The 19,029-nt window shown below is 66.9% G+C and carries 14 protein-coding genes and 2 pseudogenes; 11 read left to right on the top strand and 5 right to left on the bottom strand.

Annotated elements, in window-relative coordinates:
- Positions 1-461: 461 nt before the first annotated feature.
- Positions 462-5,426: a hypothetical protein gene (locus ACFYRX_RS41760; RefSeq protein ID WP_389112159.1), complete on the top strand. Its 4,965-nt coding sequence runs from the start codon at positions 462-464 to the stop codon at positions 5,424-5,426.
- A gap of 4 nt (positions 5,427-5,430) precedes the next feature.
- Here the strand turns inward: ACFYRX_RS41760 and ACFYRX_RS41755 are convergent, their stop codons facing one another.
- Positions 5,431-5,808 carry a hypothetical protein gene (locus tag ACFYRX_RS41755; protein ID WP_389111988.1) on the bottom strand — a complete coding sequence of 126 codons (378 nt, stop codon included), beginning with the start codon at positions 5,806-5,808 and terminating at the stop codon, positions 5,431-5,433.
- Positions 5,809-6,028: 220 nt separating this feature from the next.
- Here ACFYRX_RS41755 and ACFYRX_RS41750 point away from each other — a divergent pair, with 220 nt between their 5' ends.
- The 4 genes and pseudogenes from ACFYRX_RS41750 to ACFYRX_RS41735 form a co-directional block, all read left to right on the top strand.
- Complete coding sequence (locus tag ACFYRX_RS41750; protein ID WP_389111986.1) at positions 6,029-7,504, top strand: hypothetical protein; 1,476 nt, start codon at positions 6,029-6,031, stop codon at positions 7,502-7,504.
- Complete coding sequence (locus tag ACFYRX_RS41745; protein ID WP_389111984.1) at positions 7,501-8,961, top strand: hypothetical protein; 1,461 nt, start codon at positions 7,501-7,503, stop codon at positions 8,959-8,961. Before ACFYRX_RS41750 ends, ACFYRX_RS41745 begins: the two co-directional genes overlap by 4 nt.
- A 208-nt stretch (positions 8,962-9,169) precedes the next feature.
- Complete coding sequence (locus tag ACFYRX_RS41740) at positions 9,170-9,700, top strand: hypothetical protein (protein ID WP_389111982.1); 531 nt, start codon at positions 9,170-9,172, stop codon at positions 9,698-9,700.
- Between the two features lie 453 nt (positions 9,701-10,153).
- Positions 10,154-10,261 (top strand): annotated as a pseudogene (locus ACFYRX_RS41735) (IS5/IS1182 family transposase); the annotation flags it as partial.
- Positions 10,262-10,363: 102 nt separating this feature from the next.
- Here the strand turns inward: ACFYRX_RS41735 and ACFYRX_RS41730 are convergent.
- Positions 10,364-10,693 (bottom strand): Lsr2 family protein, encoded by a 330-nt coding sequence (locus tag ACFYRX_RS41730; RefSeq protein ID WP_389111980.1) that lies wholly within the window; start codon positions 10,691-10,693, stop codon positions 10,364-10,366.
- A gap of 652 nt (positions 10,694-11,345) precedes the next feature.
- Here ACFYRX_RS41730 and ACFYRX_RS41725 point away from each other — a divergent pair.
- The 6 genes from ACFYRX_RS41725 (at position 11,346) to ACFYRX_RS41700 (ending at position 16,691) form a co-directional block, all read left to right on the top strand.
- Complete coding sequence (locus tag ACFYRX_RS41725) at positions 11,346-11,858, top strand: Pycsar system effector family protein (RefSeq protein ID WP_389111978.1); 513 nt, start codon at positions 11,346-11,348, stop codon at positions 11,856-11,858.
- 36 nt (positions 11,859-11,894) lie between these two features.
- A complete protein-coding gene (locus ACFYRX_RS41720; protein WP_389111976.1) occupies positions 11,895-12,554 on the top strand; it encodes a Crp/Fnr family transcriptional regulator in 660 nt (219 codons plus the stop codon).
- 102 nt (positions 12,555-12,656) lie between these two features.
- Positions 12,657-13,490, top strand: a complete 834-nt coding sequence (locus ACFYRX_RS41715) for a hypothetical protein (protein WP_389111974.1) — start codon at positions 12,657-12,659, stop codon at positions 13,488-13,490.
- A 140-nt stretch (positions 13,491-13,630) separates the two neighbouring features.
- Complete coding sequence (locus ACFYRX_RS41710) at positions 13,631-15,517, top strand: hypothetical protein (protein ID WP_389111973.1); 1,887 nt, start codon at positions 13,631-13,633, stop codon at positions 15,515-15,517.
- Entirely contained in the window at positions 15,514-16,284 is a 771-nt protein-coding gene (locus ACFYRX_RS41705; protein ID WP_389111971.1) for a hypothetical protein, read from the top strand. The genes ACFYRX_RS41710 and ACFYRX_RS41705 overlap by 4 nt, the downstream gene beginning before the upstream one ends.
- Positions 16,281-16,691 (top strand): hypothetical protein, encoded by a 411-nt coding sequence (locus tag ACFYRX_RS41700; protein ID WP_389111969.1) that lies wholly within the window; start codon positions 16,281-16,283, stop codon positions 16,689-16,691. The genes ACFYRX_RS41705 and ACFYRX_RS41700 overlap by 4 nt, the downstream gene beginning before the upstream one ends.
- Positions 16,692-16,837: 146 nt before the next feature.
- On the opposite strand, the gene ACFYRX_RS41695 is transcribed toward ACFYRX_RS41700, so the two are convergent.
- The 3 genes and pseudogenes from ACFYRX_RS41695 to ACFYRX_RS41685 all read right to left on the bottom strand — a co-directional run.
- Complete coding sequence (locus tag ACFYRX_RS41695) at positions 16,838-17,113, bottom strand: hypothetical protein (protein ID WP_389111968.1); 276 nt, start codon at positions 17,111-17,113, stop codon at positions 16,838-16,840.
- 1 nt (position 17,114) lies between these two features.
- Positions 17,115-17,914, bottom strand: a protein-coding gene (locus tag ACFYRX_RS41690; protein WP_389112157.1) for an IS5 family transposase whose coding sequence is annotated in 2 segments (ribosomal slippage) — positions 17,115-17,566 and positions 17,566-17,914 — 801 coding nt in all. Because the reading frame shifts where the segments join, the coding sequence is not laid out codon by codon here.
- A gap of 209 nt (positions 17,915-18,123) precedes the next feature.
- Positions 18,124-18,936, bottom strand: a pseudogene (locus tag ACFYRX_RS41685) (IS701 family transposase); the annotation flags it as partial.
- Between the last annotated feature and the right edge of the window lie 93 nt (positions 18,937-19,029).

The raw sequence follows: 19,029 nt of genomic DNA, 5'->3' as shown, positions 1-19,029 counted from the left end.
AGCGCGCATTGGCACCCAAAGACCGTCCGCCGGATGTTCGCCAATCCGACCGACAGGCCGCCGACCATGTACGCACGGAGCGTGGCGTCCGAAAACCGGAGCCGACACCGGGGCATCCAACCCGTTTTAGGGACGCCGCGAGAGCGGCGACGAGGGAGTACGGCCAGCAGGGAGTGGAAGCCAGTCCCTGCCCGGCCGGGACACGTCCACGTCTCCGTGGTTCAACGCCTTCTGCATCACGCCTTGCTCGCCACTCGCGCGACATCATCGGCATTTGCACGCGGCACCACCTCATCTCCCGCTACGCTACGTGCCGTTAGCGCACCTGTAGGTGAGGGAAGCGAAGCGGAGCTTTGCTGTGCGCCCGGGGGGTTCAGTTGGGGCAGCCGAGAATTTCTTTCGATGCGGCATGCGGCTTGAGCAGTGAGGATCAGGAGCGGGTCAAGGATGCGCTGTTGTACGTGGCCATCAGCACCGATTCGAATGCCTCCGATAAGCAGTGCCGAGAACGCGGAGTGTGGCCTGCTGATGTGAAGTTGGTATCGGTTCACTGCCAACTAGCCGGGGGACGTGGTGGAGCACGAGTCCTGGAGATCAGCGTAGCTTGCAAAGATCGTCCTGCTTCATTGCAGGTGGCCAAGCTGATGCCTTATGAAGACGCGGTGCAGGAGTGGGAGGCCTACCAGCGCCTGCAAGCCGCGCTCGACTCATCCGTCTACGTGCCGATCGTGGCGGTGAGCCGTGCTGTTCACGAACAGCGCGACCCAGAACTGACCGACAGCGTTGTCGTGTACCGGCATGTCAGCGATTGGAATCACGTACCGGGCAGTCTTGAGTCCCTGGAGAGTGCCATCGCTGCTGCTGTGGCTTCGCCGCAGCAGCTGCAGAGGTGCAGACAGACCGTGGACCGCGTGCTCGCCTCGTTGTCGCGCACGTTTTACGGCTCAGCACGGTCTGAGGATTCGGACCTCGAGGGGGAGAACCAGCGGCTCGCAATCGATCTGCATCTCAAGGTCGACAAAGTCACGGGCAGTGGTGCTCAAGTGTGCCTGGTGCACGGCAACCCTGGTGCCCAAGCTGTCTTCCCTCGGCCGTCGTCGTCGGAGGTACTGCGCACCGCGAGTTCTCCCCCGGGCCCGGACCGCTCCCTGCGGACGGGCGACACGGCGGAGATGACGCTGGAACGCGTCGCCGTGAAGGGCAACGTGGTCTACGGCGATTATCACTCCACGCGGGTGTGTGTGGAGTTGACCGGCGAGGCAGAGGAGCACCAGCAGCGGACCAAGGTCCGCAATGGTCGCACCATCCGCGTCAAGGGACTGGTGACCGCGGTGCGGGCCGACCAGTGGTCGAACTATCTGCAGGAGCATTTCCACGGCACGGACACCTTCGGCGAGGATGTCGACACCCAGACGCTGTGCTGTGAGGGGACAACGGTTGCTCACCCTCTGGTGGCTCTGCACAGTCTGCTCGTCAACGGTGCCGGCAAGCGGATGCGCTCGGCCGTCCATGGGGACCTCAACCCGCGCAACGTGATCCTGTCGGACAACACGCCTTATCTGATCGACTTTGCCACCTTCGCCGAGGACGCCTTCACCGCCGCGGACATCACCTGGCTGGAGATGTGCATCCTGCGCGACTGCATCGCGGCGCATCTCACGTGGCCTGAGATTGTTCGGTTGCAGCGTGCTTTGGGACTGCTGGCCATGCTGCTGCCGCACTGGGACGCGCAAGAGCTGCAGGGCGCCGTCTCAGCTCTTGGCCGCGAGGTGGGCAAGGACAGCTCCGTGCTGGAACGATGCCTGCTGATCCTGTGGCAGGTACGGTGCGGTATCTGGGACGTAGTGCCCGAGGATTGTCGCGGCGAGTGGCCGCAGCACTATTCCGAACACCTGATCCTCTCGGCCTGCCATACCTTCAAATGGCCTGACCGAGAAGCCCCGGAACGGGTCCGGGTATCCGCAGCTGCTGCAGGCGTGGCGTCAGAGTTCCTTGCCCCATCAGACGTGTTCGGGCACTGGCCTGACCAGGACAAGGACGCAGCAGCTCGGGTCCTGCTGGCGTCGGGGAACACTGATGCGGTCACGTTGCGACTGCTTGAGAACGTCACAGCGGGCTGCGGCAATACCGCACTGCGGCGCGAGATCCTCAAGCGATTATCGGCCCGGCCTCTCCGCGAGGCCCGGCACAGCCTGCACCAGCAGTACACGGCATCTCCCCCCGCGGGGGAACTCGACTGGGGCGACGACTTCTACATCGAGATGGAGGGCCGACAGCTTGCCCCGGGGGAGCCGTACGTGCAACTGGGACAAGGTGCGCTCACCCTGCAGTCCCAGGACTGTCTGCAGCTTCTGGCGCAGCATCCCGCTGTGGTCTTACTGGCCGAACCGGGCGGCGGAAAGTCCAGAATTGCGCGTGAACTGCGCCTTGGCCAGCTCAGAGAGGAGGATGCAGCAGAGACGCAGAGCGGCATGCTGCCGCTGCAGGCAACCGCCTTACAGATCATGGAGTTTCTGGGGCGGGAACGCGGGCCGGAACGCACCGTGGCGCGGTTCTTGCTGCAGTTGGCCGAAGTGGGGCCGCTGCTGTCGGAGGACAGACTGGGGCATCTGATCGATCTGGGGGCTGTGCACCTGACGATCGATGACTTGCATGTGGTCTCCGACCGGGACCAGCGGAAAATCCTTGCCTGGATCAAACGGCTGCGCGCCCGGCAACCCGAGCTGCGTCTGCTGGTGTGCCAGCGAATGGGCGATTTTCATCCCGACGTGCTCAGATGGCCGGTCGTTGTGGTGCACAAGGTCCGTGAGAGCGCAGCACGCGGGTACGCGACCAGAGTGCTGCTGGACCGCCGCCTGGACAACTGGCCGCGGCTGCTGGAACGGCTGGAACACCATCTATTCGCCGACCCGGCTGCCGCTGCGCTGCGTGACCTTGCGGGCAAGCCCCAGCTCCTGAGGCTGTTGGTCCACCATCTCGTAGAGACACGCGAAATGCCGGCCAGCCTCGGCGGGCTGGTGCGCACATACCTCACCAAGATGCTGGACCAAGTTCCGTCGGACGGCTCCTTGGCTGACAAACGCCTGCCGTTGCTGGGCTCTTTGGCCGAGGACCTGGACTCCGCCGGTTCACTCACGCGCGAGCGGACCCTGCAGGTATTGGAGAGATCCGCGCAGGACACGTCCGCCGATGGCGACACGCTGCTGGACGTGCTGCTGGCCACCGGCGTCATTATCGCGTCAGGTGACCGCATCAGTTTCCGCTACCCGCTGGTGCAGTCCTACTGTGCGGCAATCGCTTTGCAGAACTACCCCAAGGAGCAGCTGCCGAGGGTGCGGCAGCTGATTTTGCGGCATGGATGGCGTGAGACGGCTGTGCTGCTGGTCGCGGACGAGTACTCCCCCGCCTCGACCGTCCTGGAAGCAGTCCAGGCTGGCGTCGACGCCAGCCCGTGGTACGGAGCACTGTTGCTGCAAGCGGCACCGGAACAGTGCACGCAGGGGGCTCGGACAGCCTTCCTGCATGCGCAGTTGGAGGTGCTGCGCTCCCCCCATAGCGGGATTCCGGCGTGGAAGAGGTCGGCATACGCGCTGGCGAAGTATGGCGTGCCCGCAGCCACCGACATCCTGGTCACGATCGCTTCCGCTGCGCGCAGTGCACCGCAGGCGGCGCAGGCCGCCCTGGACGGGCTGGTGATGATGCATCAGTGGTCCGTGCCTGGTGCCACGCAGCAGCTCACTAAGGTCGTTGCCGGAATTCTGGAGAATGAGGAGCGGGACGCGGAGCCGGGAAGCGGCACAGTCCGAGACATCGGGGTCATGGTGCGGGCGCTGCGCAGCGTGCACGTGGCAGGGCTCCATGAGCTGGCGGGCTATGTGTGGAGTCGTATAACTCCTGGACAGCCGTGGGGCGTTGTCTGGCAAGCCTGGCAGACGCTGAAGGGGCTGCAGACACGCTCCGACCTTGTTCGGTCTCTCACCTACGCCCAGGCCTGCCGGTCACGGCTGAGTGCTTTGGACAGCGAGCTGCGCACCACAGCTGACACGGAAACTGCGGTTGACCTTAACGGGCAGCGTCTCGATGTTCTGCGGGATCTCGCAGCGCTGGGCGATGCGGAGACCCTTCTGACCTACCGTTTCAGGGCCGGACTTGCAGAGGATCCTGCGTGGGGGCAAATGCTGCAGGACGCTCTCGCGGCCGGGCCCTCCGCGCTGCCCACCCTCCTTGAGGAAAGCACCCTCCGTGTTGTCGGAGTGGGCTGCGAGCAGTGGAAACGGCTACTGACGGCAGGAAACGAAAATCTCGCAGCGCTGGCTGCGCATTACATCCTCACGGCCAGGGACGTCGTGAGCATAGAGCTGTTGTCAGAGGTCGCCGCGCTGGGTACAGCCCGTTCCCTGGCAGTGGTGGCGGCTTTTGTTCATTGCCTCTCCCCTGACGAACACAAATTGCTGGAACAGTTGCTCGTTCCTTTCCTGGTCAGTATGGACGAGGCGATGGTCGAGGCAGTGGCGAGTTTCGTCAGCGCTGCCGAGACCCTCGATCAAGACACCGGCAGGCGGCTTGCCCTGCGCGTGCAGCAGGCCCTGGCCGCACAAGGCCTGGATCAGGAGGCCCTGCACTGGCCGTGGTGTACGACGTGGCGGCGTGCGCTGCCGCCCCGCGCAGAGATCCCGCTGTTTCTCGCCGAGCACAGCCGATCGGCCGCACGGCCGGAGGCAGGCCCCGATGCCACGCTGCTGGCCATGCTGGGCAGCGCCGATGTCCTTCTCGACGCGCCGTACGTCAAACCGGTCTCGCTGACGCCCGAGATGCGCACGCGCCTGGGCAGTCTCAAGCCCGCCACATCCGACGGTCTGCCGGCTCACCAGTTCGTGCTTCTGGCGGCCAGTGCCGGGCTGCCGGACGAGTTGCGGTTCGTCCGGCAGGTCGCCAGGGACGAGTACAACGTGCAAACCGTGATCCGGCACTCGCACGGCCAGCACGGTCTGGTCGAGGTAACGCTGGCCGCTCACGCTGTTACGGCGACCGGCTATCTCGGCATGCTGGCGGCGCTGGAAGATCCCGATCTGGATGTCGCCACGATCACCCACCCGCTTGAGGAACTGGGCCGCCAGACCAGCGACATGCATCCCAGCATGGAACGTGCCCGGCTGATCGCGCTGGGCTACTTCGGCCAGCTGGCGCCCCTGCTGGGAGCACTCTGCGCCCGTGAGGACGTCATTCTGGCGCACGCGGTCCGCAACATCGTCAACCACTGGCTGCCCGGGCCCCGAACAAGCATGGGCACGGATCCGTATTTCACCAAGGTGGCAGAGACTCTCACTGAGAAGTTGCGTTCGAAACAATTGCCGCCACAGACACGAGCACTGCTGACCGAGCTTCGGATCGGTATCGAGGACAGACTGGGGCGCTATGTCATCTGACGCATCACAGGCCCATCTCCTTCTTGGCGGCATTCACGACGCCCCGCCGACAGGCCGCTGCTGCGGCCAGCGCGGCCTCCCGCGCCGGCCCCGGGGCCGCCTCGTGCACAGCCCGCTGGCAACGCAGCAGTTCCTCCCCTGCCCGCAGCACGTCACCAGACGCCAGCAGCCGCAGCCGCGTCAGCTGCGAGCGCATCTCCCGGTAGAGCCCATGCGCCGTCTCCCGACCGGCGGCCGCCTCGTGCATCGGCGAGCGCACCGCATCGGAGTGGGCCCAGCTGGCCTCCAGGAAGGCCACGAAGGCATCGGTCAGCGCATCGCGTGCCCATCGGTGTCGTTCTCTGCGTCCACCCACCACCGTGGTCACGATCAGTGTCGCCACGCTCGTCGCCGCGGCTGCCCAGGCGGCCCAGGTATTTGCATCCCCCACCCCTGCATTCTCACAAGCACTGCCTGCAGTCCGCCGGGAGAATTGATGAGCGCAGCAAAATCAGCCGGTTTGTGTCTTGGCTGGAACAAGCCGCTCCCATCACAGTCATATCAGCGGCACAGACTCGGCAGCGACGATGAAACGCTGGCATCTGTCAACGGGGGTGGGGGACGTGGGGGCTTCTGAAGCGGCTTGGCAATTGCGTGCTCTGTGGGATGCAGCAGCGCCCAAAGCGCTGGAGAAGGCGATGGTCGAAGTGCTGCGCAGCGCACCGTCCTTGTCGCAGGCCGCTGCCCGCAGGGCTCTGGCCAGCATGCTGGCCCACGCTCTGAACTGGACGTTCCCCAGCGATGAGGCCACCGGCCGGCTGCCCGAGGAGCACCTGTCGCTGATCGTGGCACGCTGCATGGCCCAGGGCGAACCCGTCGAGGCCACGGATGCGCTGGCCAGGGCGGCGGGTACCGTGACCGGGGATGCCGACATCAGCGCCCGGTTACGGCTCCTGTCGGACTGGCAGTCGGCGCGTACCCGGCTCGGCGACGATGACCTCAGCACGCTCAGGCAGGTACTGCAGAACACGGAATCAGCCGACCCTCGGTCCATCGCGCAGGCCTGCCTGTACCCCTTCCCTGTGCACCTGCCGGCGCACTGCACCGATGCCTGGAGCCTGCTGCTGTACTTGCTGCGGCGCAATGCGCTGCCCAACGGGTTGCCCCCGTTCCTCCTCTTCCTCGAGTACCTGGCGCCCGCCCTGAAGGCGTCGGCGTGCCAGGCGTTGCAGGCCTGGACCGCACAGCATGCCCGGCAGCAGGGTCTGGACGACCAGCTGGCCGAATGCCGCAGTCACATCGCAACGACCCCGCAGATGTCCGGTGACAGCGGCGAAAGCCGGGTGATGTTCGTCCTGCTCCCCGACGGGCTGGACCAGGAGTACTGCGTGCTGCAACTGTGGGTCCAGAGCAGCCAGAAGGATCAGGCGCCGCCGCTGCGCGACGGAGATGCGCGCGTACATTGCAACGACCTCGGGCCAATCGTGCATGAACGGCTCCGGCAGGCAATGGCCCGCCTGGGGCGGGCAGCCGACCTCACCATCGAATTCTGGCTGCCGGCGGCACTCGCGAATCTGCCGGTCGCTCAGTGGTGCCGCCCTGGCCCTGATCGCGTCTGGCGGACCGACTACCGCGTCGTGGTACGCAGCCTGGACCGCCCCAAAACGTCGCACAGCTCTTGGAACCGGTGGTGGGACCAGATCGTCACGAGCGCTCCGGACACCTGCCCGGCAGAGCCGCACGCCGAGCGGCTGGGCAGCCACGGTGACAGGCACGACGTCCAGCTGCTGGTCCTGGACTCTCCCCCGGACCGAGAGGAAGGCCTCCAGCAACTGCGTGCGGGGATCCACTCCGGAGCTCCGGCCATCCTGTGGCATCGCAGCGACTGTTCCTCCACCGCGTTCCGCCAGTCGGTGCAGCAGCTCATCGGCAACCGGCCGCTGACCGAACTGCCGTCACGTCTGGGCGAACTGCAGCACAGCGCCGGCGGTGTGGGCACTGAAGCCTTTCGCGATCTGACCCTGCTGTGGGATGACCCGACTCTCCCCCGGCCTGAGCCCAAAGCTCTTACCTCGCCCGACGAGGTGGTCGCTCGGTGACAGTGTTCGACACGCAGCCGTGGCTCGTTACGGCAGCACCCGTGCCCGCAGTGGACCACAACTGGCGGACCGCGCTTCCCTCCGAGCCCGTCTTCCGCGAGCCTCCCCCTTCCTGGCCGACCGTTTCGCCTTTAGCCGCCATCGAGGCCGCCACGTCGGCGCTGAGCCCCTTTGTCCAACTGGCAGGAGTCGCGCCTGCCCGCCTGGAGTCCAGCATCTACGACCCGCCCGAAGACCTCGCCGAGCCGCAAGCAGGGCCCAGCTGGGATCTTGTTCTGGTCGTAGACACCAGCCCGTCGATGACGGCTTGGTACCCGGTAGCCAACGCCATCGCGGCCTACACGAGCGACTTGCCGCTCTTCCGCAGCGTCCACGTCGTCAAAATGAACAACCGCAGGCCTGCTCTGCCCAGCGACCTGTTCACGGACTCGGACATCCCCATCCTGCAGGCCCCCTCCTTCTCCTCAGAGCACTCGAAGATCACCCTGGTCCTCACCGATGGCGTCGGAGCCGCATGGCACCGGCGCCTGCTGTGGAAAGACCTGTACCAGTGGGCCACCAGCCACACCGTCGCCATCCTGCATGTGCTGCCCCATCACCACTGGCCCCTGTCCGGCATCCGTACCCAGCCCATACAGTTGCGCGCTCCGCAGCCGTGCTGCCCCAACGCCGACCTGGTGGAGACGGCTGCCACCTGCAACCAGCCGGCAGCCGTTGATGACACCCCCAGCGCAACGGCAGACAGCGTCCTGGTGCCGGTGCTCGAAATGCGCAAGCGCTGGCTGGATCAGTGGACCCGCCTGCAACTGACCGACCTGCTGGTCCACCAGCAGGCGCTCAAGGTCAGCGCCAATGCCCTGCCCAGTTCCCCGGTGCCTTCCCCCACTCCCGCCAAGGACGACGCGCCGAGCCCGGACCGGCTGATCTCCGACTTCTACAAAGCCGTCTCCGAGCAAGCCTTCGACCTCGCCATCCTTCTGGCCACCGCACCGCTCAACCGCTACGTCATGCAACTTCTCGCCGTGGAACTCGCCCCGGCGGCCAGCACACGCGATCTGTCGGCCATCCTCACCAGCGGGCTCCTCATCAGCCTCGAGACCCCCATCGGGGTGCCCGACCATTACGGCCGAATCACCTTCGACTTCGTCGACGGTGTAAGGCAAGGCCTCCTTGCCCTGGGCGTATCCAGCCAGACCCATCGCGCGGCCGCCTTGCTCGATAACCGTCTGGCCCCCTTCGTCCCCGCCCTGCACGGCCTCGCTGCCCGTATGCGCGCCCCGGACGCCGGCCGCCTGCCAGCGCCCACCCCTCAGAATCTCCCCTATCTCAAGATCGAGCACAGTCTCCTGACCGCTCTCTCCGGCGAAACACCAGCCCACCGCATCGTCGCCAAAGCCCTCCGAGAACAACTCGACGCCGCAAAAACCTCACGCCCGTCAGCAACCCCTCAGATCTGAACAGGTGCCACCGGAGCCGCTCGCGGATGAGCCGATCAGGAAGAGGTTCTTGTCAGCAGTCCCCGCATTGCGGCTGGATGCAACGGCGCCGCGTGCTCGCGCCGGTTCCCTCTGCCTGCACGCTCGCTGCGCATGCGCAGCATCCGGAGCGCAGTTGACGAGATAATCCTCGTGACTCGCGCCATGGGAAGCGCTCATACTCCACTGAATGACGCATCAGTCACCCCGCTACGGGATACGGGCCATCTCGTGGAGTACCGTCCAGGCCGACCGGTACCCTCAGCACCCCGACACCGCGTACTGGGACGGAACCGAGGCTGCGGAACTGAACCGGCTGCGGGGCCTGGTGGTGGTCCAGGCCGCGGAGACCGAGACAGTGCTCGGCATGATCCTCTCGCGTCTCGACCCGGCTGCCCGCACCAACCGGCCCGCTGGCGAGCTGCTGAAGGCCATAGAGCAGAAGATCGGCGGCTCCTGCGACACCGAGTGGCCGCCCGCGATCGCCCTCATCGATACCGCCGTCAAGCGGCGCAACAGGATCGTCCACGACAGTCCGACGATCGGCAGGGTCTGGCGCGAGTATGCAACGGGTGGTGGCGAGTGGGCCCATGTCCTGACGCAGCTGGGCGATGCCGAATACGACGCCAGCGCTCTCGTGGGTGATCTGGCACTCCAGCAGGACGCGACCGCGGCCGCTGTGGAACTCCTCAACTGCCTGACCGTCTCCGCGCATCCCTGAGCCGCGGTGCGAGAGTGGTGCTCCGCCTGCTTGTCCCGGGTCCCTGGGCCGGCGGATGCCCTGCTGGAGGACGTCCGTGGGGGGGAATAGGGGTGATGAAGTTCGCCGCTGCGGAGGTCGGCGAGGGTGCCGTCGAAGGTGTACCAGTCGTGGCTGCGGGCTCCGCTCATGGTGATGCGCCACGCAGCGGGCTCGAAGGCGGGTTCGGTGATCCAGAAGAGGTAATTGCCGTTGTCGGTCACTCTCGCGGCAAGGGGGTGCCGGGGATCGTGAGGCACGGGGAAGGTGCCCGGGTAGCGGTCTCGCTGGAGTTGTTCCTGGACGCTTGAGGCCGGGGACGCGGTAAGCAAGGACGTCTGCTGAGCGGGGGCCGTGTTCACGAACGCGGGTGCACGGGCACCCTGCAGTTCCCGGCGGTAGCGATGCAGGCTCGAGGCCGCACAACTGTGGGCCGTCTCGGTGGACTTCACGCTCGTGCGCGCTCACCAGCACGCCGGCCGGGGCCGCAGAACGGCCCCAGTCGGCGAACCCGACGACCACGCCATCGGCCGGTCCCGCGGGATCTACCTCTGGTCCGCCCACCGATCCAAAGGAAACTGCCGAGCCGCTCCAGATCAGCGGAATCGGCGCCGCCTGCTTGCGGTCCGAACGTGATGCGGAAGATCAGTGAGCGGCTTCATACTTCTCGACGACATCCCGAGGTACACGCCCCCGGGAATTGACCTCGATGCCCTGGCTCAGGGCCCATTCACGTACTTTCACCGCATCCGGCCCCGCAACCGCCTTCTTCCCGCCTCCACGCCGGGAACCGACGCCTGTCTTACGTCCCACCTGAACGAACGGCCCCAGGGCATCCAGCAACTTCTGGTAGCTGTCAGGATTCAGGTCGACTTCATAGCTGACACCGTCAAGGCTAAAAGTATGGGTAGCGATACCCTCACCTTCAGTGCCGGTCAGATCATCGGTATAGACGGTTACGGTGCGCTGAACCATAGCAACATCCTCTTGTTAGGTCGGATTACCCGCAGCCTAATCCGTAAAGGCGATACAGCAACCCGATTCACGCAAGGAAGCCTACTCACCGGTCTCCTCGCGTCAGGCATGTGGGCACGGAGATGGCATCGCTTCCCGAGTGGCATCGAACTGACTACCTGCCTTCGTCAGGGACACCCCCAAGCAAGGACGTCACCCGGCGGGAGAGCGCTCTCGTGGCACAGCTCCATCCTCCGCTGCGAAGCGTCGACCACGTACGCGAAATGCACCGGCTGCGGCGGGCATACGAGGGGGAAGGTGCGCCGCCTTCCGAGCGGAATGCCCGCGCCTTCGGCATCACAACGCCAATGGATCCGGAGCGTCCACTCCGGGTGCGCGCAGGTGGCTATTCCTGGCTGGCGTGGTCACCGGTGTGAGCGAGGTGCAGCTGAAGTCGCCGCGTCGGAGCAGGCTCCGCCATGCCGTCCTTTTCTCCGCCTGGGCGGAGCGTCTGCAGCGCGTGCTGGGCGGTGAGCCGGCTGGGTGTTGGAAGTGATGAACGGCGCCTGGTCGTTGCCAGTTGGTGGGCAGCGCCTGGCACTGAGACGGAGGACAGTCGAGGCGTCGGTACGAGGGGACGGATTCGGCTGCGACGCCATGAAGAGGAGTTCGCATGGAGAGCGGGGCCAGCGACGTGACGGAAGTCAATGCTCAGCAGGTTGTGCGGCTGCGCGCCATGAGCGCGGACATCACGGTGGAGTTGCAGCGGGCGGATACGAAGGCGGCTGCGCTGTGTGGGGCTGCCGGAGGGTTTTGGGCGGCCGGCGTGTCGGCGTTGTCTGTTCTTGATGCTTCGCTCTTTCTCGGTCTGGCGCTGTTGGTGGCGTCATTGCTTCTGACTGCAGCTTTGGGGGCAGCGTTGCGGGCTCTTCGTCCGATGCTGCCTCGTCGTGGTGCACAACATGGGCTGCTGGCAGCGGGACGCGGCGCGGATGCAGGGCAGTTGGTGGCCTCGCTGGCTGGATTGGACTGCGAGGGCCAACGGCGCATGGAGGAGCGTCGGCTGGCGGTGATTGCGGTGTTGGCGCGGCGGAAGTTCAGGGCCGTGCGTCTCGCTGCGGATTTGGTGTCAGTTGCGCTACTGGTGGCCGGAATTGGGCTGTTGATCACCTACATGTCACGTTGAGATCATCCGGATGGCAACGAGACATATGGGGGGACTGTGTATCAGCCGCATATCACCGTGATGGGCGAGCATTTATGGTCTGCACTGCGTGATCTGGCGCCGAAGAGAGTACGGCCGGCACGCAGTGTGCTGCTGCGTCAGGGGGATCCGGGGACGCATGTGATCCTGCTGGACTCTGGTTCCACTCTCATCACTCTGACGGGCACGGCCGGGGAGCGGACGCTGCTGGCTGTACGCGGAGCAGGGGAACTGCTGGGCGAGTTGGCGGTGCTGGACTCCCAGCCGCGCACCGCATCAGTGATCGCTGCAGAAACCTGCTGTGTGCACATCATCCCGGCCCCGGACTTTCTTGCTTTCGTAGACGAACACGACCTGGTGACCGTTTTGCTCAGGCATGCCATCACCCGCGTGCGGGAGGCGGAGACGGTACGCCTGGAGATGGCCACCGCGCCGGTGGCGGTGCGCCTGGCGTCCGCGCTGAGCCGGCTGCTGCAGGCCGCCTCCGCCGCAGGCAGTGGCTACATCGTGCGGCTGACGCAGACGGAGTTGTCGCAGATGATCGGCGCTTCCCGCAACGCCGTGGGGACGGCTCTGCGGCCCTGGCGCGAGCAGGGGTGGCTTGCGACGGAGGCTGCCGGCGGGCTGGTTGTGCGGGATATCGCCTCCATTCGTTCGCACGCTCTGACCCAGGGGTGACCGACGGCACCGGCGGGCTGCCCACTGCTGGGCACCACCGCCGAGGGAGCGCAGCCAGCATGAGGGCTCAACCCGCTGTCGTGAGCCGGAAAGGGCCGTGCCGTGAATTCTGTCTTTGTGCCCGACGCCGACGATGTTCCGCCGGAGCATGCGTTGCTGGTGGTCGATATGAAGAACTACAGCCAGATCCCCGAGGCGAAGATGGCTCCCACCCGGGCCGACCTCGACGACATCCTGTCCACGGTCTTCGTCCAGTGCGGGATCAGCGATGCCGCACTGCTCGACAGCGCAGTCAAAGACCGGGGCGACGGGGCCATCTTCGTCCTTCCCGCCCGGCACGCGGCCCGGCTGGTCGATCCTCTGCTCGGCCACCTCAGGCTGGCGCTGGAGCGCCGCGAGCAGAGTCGGCTGGCCAACTCACCCACCATCCGGCTGCGCGCCAGCATCCATGTCGGCCCGCTCGCTCCGCCCGCACACCGCGGGGATGCCGCCAACGACGCCTGCAGGCTCGTCGAGAGTGACGCCGTCCGCGCGGCCATGACCGCTGCCGGCGACAACGGGCTGTATCTCGCCGCGGTGGTCTCCGACCCGGTGTTCCGGCGCACGGTCCGCGCAGAGCGCACCAAGACGCTCACATCACGCCACCTTCGCCAGACGACGGCCCGCGTCGAGGGCAAGGACGGATTCCAGGAGACGTGCTGGCTCCACGTTCCCGGGCTCCCCCCGTCCGTCCTCGACCCCTACCTCGACACCGACCCCGGCCAGACACTCCCCACCGGCGAGGAAGGACCCGGCACGCCACCGGGCGATACCGGCGCCGCAGCCGTCAAGGACGACGCAACGGCACCCATGCGCCAGCGCGGCAAGGCCACCGGAAAGTCCCGGCTGATCCAGGTCGGCCGCGACTACAACACCGGCCCGGAGCAGCAGTCATGAGCGCCGCGGAAGAGCCCGCGACGGGCCACCTGCAGAGCGTCGAGGCCAGCGGGCACGCGCGCGTGACACAGGTCGGCCGCGACTACGCCGAGCACCATCACCGCTATGTGCGGGGCTGGCAGTACCTGCGCGGTTCCCGCGTGGATGCGGCCGAGATGGAGTTGGCCGAGCATGCCTTCGTCGATGTCGTCGGCCCCAGCGGCAACAAACAGGCGGCGCAGACCATCAGCGCCCTGACCCGCCCTTTCCGGCGCAGTCCGGTGGTCGTACTGCGGGGCGAGGCCGGCGTCGGACGACGCACGACTGCCCTGCATGTGCTGCGCGGTGCGGGGGTGCCGGCCGAGCGGATCCGCTGGCTGTCGCTGGACTGGGACCAGCCCCGCACCGAGCAGATCCCCACCACCAAAGGGCACGGCTTCATCCTGGATCTGACCCGCAGCCAGGAACTGGACGAGGACTTCTACACCGGGCTCGCCGATTACCAGAAGGCGGCTGAAGAGACCGAAGCTTTCTTGATCATTCTTGCTGATATCGGCAACTGGAACCCCGGGCCCATGGCCACGGTGCCCGTGGTCACCCTGGTCCGCCCACCGGCGGTGCAGATCGCCCAGGCCCACCTGCGCCGTCACGCCGAGGACCGGGTGGATTGGCTGACGCGTCCGGAGCTGAACACGTTGCTGGCCAACGGTGCTTCGCCAGCCGATGCCGCTCGTCTCGCCCGGCTCGTCGCGGACGCCGACGATGGCGTCCAGGGGGCGGTCCGGGAGGAGTTCACCGGCTGGAGCGACCACCTGACGCAGTGGTTCAAGCAGCACAGCGCTCCGGAGGACATCTCCGAACGCGCGCTGCTGATCGCAGCTGCCCTGCTGGAGAACGTTCCCGCCGCTGTCGTACTGGAGGCCGCTGACCGGCTTTTCGCAGAGGTCGGCGGCGTGCTGCCGGCGGGCGGCGCGCTGGCCGGCCGCGATCTGCGGCTTCGGCTGGACTCCGTCAAGGCCTCCACCGTCGACGACGAGCGCATCTCGCTGGATGCCGACCGACACGGTCTGTCCGAAGCGGTCCTGAGGCATGTCTGGCAGGAGCGCCCGCAGCTGCGCAGTGTCCTGTTGACGTGGGCCTCGCAGATCAGTGCACCGCACGGTGCCGCCGTGCGGCACCTGCGGCGCATCGCCGACTGCCTGGTGCGGCTGTCCCTGCTGCCCGGAGGGTCGACCGTCCAGGGGGTGGTGAGCAACTGGATCGACACCGGCGGCCCCGCGCACCGGCAACTGGCCGTGGAGGTGCTGGAGAAAATGGCGCTGCACCCGGACACCGGGGTAGGGACCCGCAAGCTGCTCTACTCATGGGCGCAGGCAAAGACCTCCAGCGAGGAAACGCTCACAGCCGTCGCGGAGATCTGTGCCGGCCGGCTCGGCCGCGAGTATCCCCGGATCGCTCTGACCCGGCTGCGGGTGCTGGCCTCACGGGCCGACGGCCTGGCCCGCAAGGCGGTCGCAGACGCGGTGCAGGTCCTGGTGGACGCGCCCGAACAGCGCCTGCTGATCCTGTCGGAGATCGTCAGCTGGGCCGAATCCGCCAACGAAACCACGGCCGGGGCCGGCGCGACCACATTCTTGGCCCTGACCGACATCAGCAGCGAGAGTCTCTTTCCCCTGCCCACGCAGCAGGAACCCGCTAATCACGAAGGCGACGTCCGCACCGGTGACCTGTTCGTGCGTGGCTGGCGTGCCGCCCTGCGGGAGGCGACGACAACCGTGGCCGCTCACAGGCAGCTCGCCGCCTGGCTGGACACGGCCAAGTTGTCGGACGAGCAGGTTCTGCCGGTAGTGGCCGCGGTTCTACGCGGCAATCTCCACCAGGCCGGTGCCGCCGAACTCCTGGTGGGCTCCCCCGACACCTCACCACTGGGGCGTGCACGGCGTAAGAAGCTGCTCGACCAGTTGCTCACGGAACAGATGCCTGATCTGCCCGCCACGCCTGCCCTCGAGCCCGGGCCCGACAGTACCGACGACCTCACGCCGGCGTGAGTCTGCTGCCGTGGCGCCGCGCGGACGCCCCGCCCCTCCCGGGCGGGGCTGATGCCGCCGCAGCCTATCCGCTCGCCGTGCACGGCGAGCGGATGGCCAGTACCCACACCGGCGCCCTGTTCTCAGTCCGGATCACCGGCGCCTGGCGCAGGACGCCCACGAGCGCTCCAGCCCATCACGAACCTGCCGCCGTGGCGCGCAACCATCTGCGCCAGCAGACCGCAGCCGTCCTGCGAAAGCACTGCGTACTGAACCTGCCAGCCGCCGAAGACGCCACCAACACGGCCATCGGCACCTGGAGCTGCCCCATGGAGGGGCTGGAAGTCACCGGCACCGTACATCTCGGCACCACAGCCCACGACTGTGCCCTAGCCCAAGAACACATCCGCCGCCGCCAGGCGGCAGACCTCGCCCACGAGGCAGAACTGCACCGGCTCACCCACCTCCAGGCCCTCCTCGCCGACCGTGATCTGCGCCGGGTGTGGTGGATAGCCCAGTTCCCCGACCGCTTCGGCGAATGCGACGCGCTGGAAAAGGCGCTCCAGGACCTGCCGTCGCCACACGACGCCGAAGCAGAGGAAGACGGCCTCCGCAGGGACATCCGGCGGTTTACCGACCAGCTCCTGACCGACCTGCACGCACCCCAGCAACGCGACCTCTTCCTCACCGCCCTCGTCCAGACCTTGCGCGCGCTGGGCCACGACGAGCTGACCGCAGCCGCAGCCGCCTTCCAGAGCCGACCCGCACCCAGGAGCGAACCCACATGAACGTCCGCACCCGACGATGGCTCCTGGCACCCTGGCGGCAACTGCGCACCCGCCTGCTCATGCACCGGCACGGACCGGCTCTGCCCTACGACACCGCCTGGGCACTGATCACCTTGCAGGCCGCACCAGACGAAGCCGCAGTCGTGCGTATCTGGGTCCGTGAGAACTCAGGCGGGCCGCCCGGCATCCACTACGACAACTGGCAGGAGCTGAGCCACGGCGAACAGCAACGCCGGCGAACCTGGCTGCAGCGCCACCACCGCTCCCCCATCCAGCTCCTGGACCTCGAAGCCAGCCTCGTCCTCAGCACAGGCCTCCACGTCCTCGACTGGAGCCTGCCACCCGAACGCATCACGCAGCGGACTCCGGCTTCCCGACCCCGATCCGACGACACACCACAGTCCTGACGCCGCGGCCCGGGCTGCTGGCGGTGAGCTCCTCGAGAGCCAGCCAGCAGCCGCCCAGTCGCGGACTGCTGCGCCGTGATGTGCCAGGGGCAGTTGGCCTGCCCTGCGCAGAGGTGGGCCGCCCCGGCCCTGGAGATCCTGCCCAGTCAGGTGTCTCGGCTTGCTGTCGTGCCCGCCGGAAGGTCTGCTCGATCGAGCAGGCGAACCAGGTCGTCGTAGACGCCTTGCACGTCTCCCGTCTGCACAATGAGAGATGCCGTTAGGTCGATGGCCTGGTCGATCGTGCCCTGGGTGGTGCGCTTCGCCTCCTCAAGTCGCTCCAGTTCTCGAGCGATGTCCGGCCGGGCAGCGGCAAATACGGCAGGCAGTCGCTGCAGTGCGTCGGCCAGGTCCCATCGTTGAGGCACCAAGTAAGACGTCATCTCATTTGGTGAGTCTGCGGTAACAGATGAGGGTGCAGGCGATGCTGGTGAAGGCCAGAAAGTGCTCGGCTTTGCGCTCGTAGCGGCGGTGCAGTCGGCGGCATCCGGCGAGCCAGGACATGGTGCGTTCTATGGTCCAGCGGTGGCGGCCCAGACGAGTTGAGGACTCGATTCCTCTGCGGGCGATGCGGTGCGTGATGCCGCGCCCGCGTAGCCATCGCCGCAGGTGGTCGTAGTCGTATCCCTTGTCGGCGTGGAGCTTTGCCGGCTTGCGCCGCCGGCGTCCGCGCCGGGAGCGGATCGGCGGTATGCCCTGCACCAGCGGGATCAGCGCCTGGCTGTCGTGCAGGTTCGCTCCAGAGATTCCGACGGACAGGGGCAGACCGGTCCGCTCGGTGATCAAGTGGATCTTCGAGCCGTACTTGCCCCGATCCACAGGATTCGGACCTGTCAGCTCCCCCTTTTCAGGGCCCGCATGTTCACCGAGTCGATCGCGCAGCGGGACCAGTCCAACTCGCCGCGGGCGCCGAGCTCGTCCAGGACCAGGCGGTGGAGCTTGGCCCACACCCTGGCCTTCGACCACTCGGCAAAGCGCCGGTGAGCGGTCGCCCCCGACGGACCGAACGACGCGGACGGCAACTGCTGCCATGTGCAGCCCGACGTGGCCACGAACACGATCGCGGCCAACACTTCCCGGTCACCGTGCCGACGCCGGCCGCCGCCCTGAGGCCGCGATGGAGCTTCCGGAACCACCCGCTGGAACAGCTCCCACAACTCATCCGGCACCAGCCGCTCAATGATCGAGGCCACGACCGACAGCCTACCGAACCAAATGAGATGACCTCTAATACTGCAACGGTGTCTGTTCTGATTGCTGGGCAGTTTTCAGGGGCTGTGTCCCCGTCGTTTGTAGTGACTGCGGCGGGCTTGGTGTTGGCGTCGGCGGCGCCATGTCGACCAGTGCAGGATGTGGTCGATCGAGGTGGGTCGGCGGTTGGTGAGGCGGGCGATCAGTCGTCGGATTTCGGCGAGGCTGAGGTGGATGAGCTGGGAGGATCCGTTTCTGCTTTGTCCGTGTCCAGCTGGCGGGCGCGCAGGACGGTCAGGCAGGCGTGGGCGGCCATGGCGAGGGTCATGTGGCGGTGCCAGCCGGGGTAGCGGCGGACTTGGTAGTCGTCCAGGCCGCATTCCTGCTTCGCGGTCTGGAAGCATTCCTCGACCGCCCAGCGGCTGCCGGCGATGCGGATCAGCTCGTCCAGCGTGGTGCCGGCGGGGCAGTAGGCGATGTAGTAGGAGATCTGCTCGGGCCTGCTGACACTTCGGCGGGCGATCACCCAGTGCCGGCGGTCCTGGCGGTGCCAGGGCCTCACTTCGACGCGGGCCCAGTCGTATATCCGGCGGCCGTGGGCTCCCTCGCCGCAGGAACGGCGTTTCCACTTCTGCCGTGGCAGGGCGGGGAACAGGTCGTGGACGGGGTGGTCGAGTGCCCAGCGGGTGACGACGGTGTCGTGCCGGGTGGTGGCCATGACGTGGAAGACGTCGGCCTGTTCGAGTTCGTATCGCCAGCCCTTGCTGAAGCCGTAGGCGGCATCCGCGGTCACCCAGGCGAAGGGAATCCTGTCGGCGATCGCCTTGCGGACCATCGCTTTGGCCATGGCCACCTTCGTCTCGAACACGGTCTCGTCGCCGATGCCCGCGCGGCTGCAGCGTTCCCGGTCGTCCGTCCACGACGTGGGCAGATAGAGCCGCCGGTCGATCAGGGTGCGTCCGCGGCCGGCGGCGTAAGCGAGGAAGACGCCGATCTGGGAGTTCTCGGTGCGGCCCGGGGCCCGCATTTCAATAACTGTCAGCGACCGGTTTCCGCAGGGGTTGTTCGGGCGTGGAGCTGTTCTATTGTGCGGGCGGGCGATCCGGGT

The organism is Streptomyces sp. NPDC005374 (genome assembly GCF_042872225.1).
Lineage (GTDB): Bacteria > Actinomycetota > Actinomycetes > Streptomycetales > Streptomycetaceae > Streptomyces.
This window is presented reverse-complemented; position numbering and strand designations above follow the sequence as displayed.

What these genes read in the sequence shown, in the direction of transcription:
- ACFYRX_RS41725 (WP_389111978.1), top strand. Translation starts at nt 11,346, where the DNA reads ATGGAGAGCGGGGCCAGCGACGTGACGGAAGTCAATGCTCAGCAGGTT.
- ACFYRX_RS41740 (WP_389111982.1), top strand. Translation starts at nt 9,170, where the DNA reads ATGACGCATCAGTCACCCCGCTACGGGATACGGGCCATCTCGTGGAGT.
- ACFYRX_RS41730 (WP_389111980.1), bottom strand. Translation starts at nt 10,693, where the DNA reads ATGGTTCAGCGCACCGTAACCGTCTATACCGATGATCTGACCGGCACT.
- ACFYRX_RS41695 (WP_389111968.1), bottom strand. Translation starts at nt 17,113, where the DNA reads ATGACGTCTTACTTGGTGCCTCAACGATGGGACCTGGCCGACGCACTG.
- ACFYRX_RS41700 (WP_389111969.1), top strand. Translation starts at nt 16,281, where the DNA reads ATGAACGTCCGCACCCGACGATGGCTCCTGGCACCCTGGCGGCAACTG.